Genomic DNA, 3,254 nt, shown 5'->3' with positions numbered 1-3,254 from the left:
TGGGACTGAGACACGGCTCGCTGCGCCTGGCCGCCCGCACCCTCGGCCTCGCCGTCGACCAGGGCGTCCGCGCCGTCCTCACCAACGCGGTCCGCTACGCCGACCCCGGCCAGGGCCCGGTCGCCGACGTCCTGGACTCCGCCCGCCGCCTGGTACCGCTCGACCCCCGCCCCGGGGCACGGGACAGCGGCGAGCGCTGGCTCAAGGACCCCGCCGCGATGGCCCGCACCGCCGTACGGGTCGCCGAGGCGGCCGGCTTCCGCCGCGACCTCGCCCACCGGCTGCTCGCCATGACCGAACAGACCGCGCAGGAGTGCCGGGTCGCCCCCGGGGAGGACCTCGGGCTCGGCCGCGTCCACTTCCCCGAGCCGGAACTGGTCGGCGCCCGCCACCGCACCGCCGCCCGGGTACTGCGCTCCCGCTGCGCCGCCGCCATGGTGCTGCGCGGCCACGACCGCGACCGGGCGTACTGGGAACGCCTCCACGACGAACTGCGCGTCATCGAACGGCTCGGCTACCCCTCGTACTTCCTGACGGTCGCCCGCGCCGTGGACGACGCCCGCGCCCTGGGCATCCGCGTCACGGCCCGCGGCTCCGGCGCCGGCTGTCTGGTCAACCACCTCCTGGGCATCGCCCACGCCGACCCGGTCGCCCACGGCCTGCTGATGGAACGCTTCCTGTCCGAACGGCGGCGCGCCCTGCCCGACATCGACATCGACGTCGAGTCCGCCCGCCGCCCGGAGGTCTACCGCGCCCTCCTCGACCGCTTCGGCGCCGAACGGGTCGCGGCGGTCTCGATGCCCGAGACCTACCGCGTCCGGCACGCCGTACGGGACGTGGGCGCCGCCCTCGGCATGGACCCGGAACGGGTGGCCCGCCTCGCCGCCTCCTTCCCGCACATCCGGGCCCGCGACGCCCGCGCGGCCCTGGCCGAACTCCCGGAGCTGCGCGGGGTGCGCGAGAGCGCGGACGAACGGCTGTGGGACCTGGTCGAGGCGCTGGACGCGCTGCCCCGCGGCATCGCCATGCACCCGTGCGGAGTCCTGCTCTCGGACGCCTCGCTGCTGCGCCGCACCCCCGTACTGCCCAGCGCGCCCCAGGGCGGCGAGAGCTTCCCGATGTCCCCGTTCGACAAGGACGACGTGGAGGAGATGGGGCTGCTCAAACTCGATGTGCTGGGCGTACGGATGCAGTCCGCGATGGCCCACGCGGTCGCCGAGATCGGCCGGGCCACCGGACGCCGCATCGACCTGGACGACCCGGCGCAGGTGCCGCCGGACGACCCCGCCGTCTACGACCTGATCCGCTCCACCGAGACCCTCGGCTGCTTCCAGATCGAGTCGCCCGGCCAGCGCGACCTGGTCGGCCGGCTGCAACCCGCCACCTTCCACGACCTGGTCGTCGACATCTCCCTCTTCCGGCCGGGACCGGTCGCCGCCGACATGGTGCGGCCCTTCATCGAGGCCCGGCACGGCCGCGGGCCCGTCCGCTACCCCCACCCCGACCTGGCGGAACCCCTGCGCGAGACCTACGGCGTCGTGGTCTTCCACGAGCAGGTCGTCGAGATCCTGCGGATCATGACCGGCTGTGAACGGGACGAGGCGGACGAACGCCGGCGCGCCCTGTCGGACCCGGAACGGCAGGCGGAGAACCGCGCCTGGTTCACCGCACGCGCCGCCCGGCGCGGCTACGCCCCCGACGTGACCGCGCGCACCTGGGAGACCGTCGAGGCGTTCGGCGCGTACGGCTTCTGCAAGGCCCACGCGGTGGCGTTCGCGGTGCCCACCTACCAGTCCGCCTGGCTCAAGGCGCACCACCCCGCGGCCTTCTACGCCGGGCTGCTCACCCACGACCCCGGGATGTACCCGAAGCGGCTGCTGCTGGCGGACGCGCGGCGGCGCGGGGTGCCGGTACTGCCCCTGGACGTGAACCGCTCGGGCACCACCCATCGCATCGAACTGGTGTCCGACGCGGGGCGGGCGCCGGACGGCCCCGGGGACGGCGGCCTGTGGGGACTGCGGCTCGCCCTGCGCGACGTCCACGGGATGAGCGCCGCCGAGGCACGGCGGATCGCCGAAGGACAGCCCTACCGCTCGCTCCAGGACCTGTGGCAGCGCGCCCGCCCGAGCCGCCCGGTCGCCGAACGCCTCGCCCGGGTCGGCGCGTTGGACGCCTTCGGCGCCAACCGCCGCGACCTCCTGCTGCACCTCGCCGAACTCCACCACCGCCGGCACGCCCCCGTCGGACAGCTCACCCTCCCCGCAGGCGGCCCCGCGGCGCGGGACACGGTCGCCCCCGCCGGACTGCCCGACCTCGACGACGTCGAACGCCTCAGCGCCGAACTCGGCGTCCTCGGCATGGACACCTCCCGGCACCTGATGACCGACCACCGCGCGTTCCTCGCGGAGCTGGGCGCCTGGCCGGCCCGGCGGCTGCGTGAGGCCCGCGACGGTGAGACGGTCCTGGTCGCCGGGGCCAAGGCGGCGACCCAGACCCCACCGGTCCGCTCCGGCCGCCGGGTCATCTTCACCACCCTCGACGACAGCACCGGACTGGTCGACTGCGCCTTCTTCGACGACAGCCACGAGACCTGCGCCCACACCGTCTTCCACTCCTGGCTGCTGCTCGTCCGCGGCACCGTCCAGCGGCGCGGTCCGCGCAGCATCGGCGTGGTCGGCACCGCCGCCTGGAACCTCGCCGAACTGGCCGCGCTGCGCCGGGACGGCGGCCCGGCGGCGGTCACCGCCCGCCTCGCCGCCACGGCGGACGGCACGGCGGGGGAGCCGGGCACCGCCGTACCGGAACGCGCCCTGCGCCTGCCGACCGGCTACACCCTCCACCCCTGGGCCGACCTCCGGCCCGCCGGGGAACACGCCGCCACCGGACGCCGGTTGTGGCACGCCAGCCCCGGGAGCCCCGGATGACCCGCCCGCCCGGACCTCCCTCCGCCACGCCCCCGGGCGCCGGCGGGCGGCCCGCCGCGCCCACCGTCCTCCACGTACGGTTCCGGGCCGCCGACGGCACCCCCGTGGACGCGGCACTCTACGAGCAACTGCTGGCACTGCTGGAGCGGTTCACCCCGAGGGTCGAGGCGCTGCCGCCGGACGCCGCGCTGGCCGACGTCCGCGGGGCGCTGCGGTACTTCGGCCGGGACGCGGCGGGCATCGCCGAACTCGTCCGGCTGCGCGCCCTCGTCTGGTACGGCGTGCGCTGCACCATCGGCGTCGGCGGCAATCCGCTGCTCGCCCGGCTGG

2 protein-coding genes are annotated in these 3,254 nt (G+C 76.1%); both read left to right on the top strand.

From position 1 onward, the window contains the following. Positions 1-2,924, top strand: a 2,924-nt coding sequence (dnaE, locus tag AC51EU_RS28870; RefSeq protein WP_496270041.1) for a DNA polymerase III subunit alpha, incomplete at its 5' end; no start/stop codon positions are given. Beyond that, positions 2,921-3,254: Y-family DNA polymerase (locus AC51EU_RS28865; protein ID WP_496270040.1), on the top strand; the 334-nt coding region annotated here is incomplete at its 3' end. The genes dnaE and AC51EU_RS28865, both read left to right, overlap by 4 nt.

Source organism: Candidatus Streptomyces philanthi, assembly GCF_059553635.1.
This window is presented reverse-complemented; position numbering and strand designations above follow the sequence as displayed.